Here is a 218-nt window from a genome sequence, read left to right as displayed (position 1 = left end):
AACGTCCCCAGATAAGAATATTTTGCGGGTTGCCAATTGGCGTCAGTAGCGAACCAGCGTTGACTGCCAGCGCCTCAAAAATAATCAGCCGATTAACCGGGATCTCACACAGTCTTTTTAGCGTGATAGTCAGCGGAACAACAATAAACAGCGCGACATCGTTGGTCAGAAAGGTAGAAAGCAGCGCCGCCGCCAGCACCATAAACATCGCCAGCCGA

1 protein-coding gene is annotated in these 218 nt (G+C 50.9%); it reads right to left on the bottom strand.

Annotated features, from left to right (window positions below):
- The coding region (locus HMPREF0549_RS09185) for an SLC13 family permease (protein WP_003718038.1) at positions 1 to 218 on the bottom strand (218 nt) is incomplete at both ends.

Origin of the sequence: Limosilactobacillus vaginalis DSM 5837 = ATCC 49540, from assembly GCF_000159435.1 — a bacterium.
In the GTDB taxonomy this organism is placed as follows: Bacteria; Bacillota; Bacilli; order Lactobacillales; family Lactobacillaceae; genus Limosilactobacillus; species Limosilactobacillus vaginalis.
This window is presented reverse-complemented; position numbering and strand designations above follow the sequence as displayed.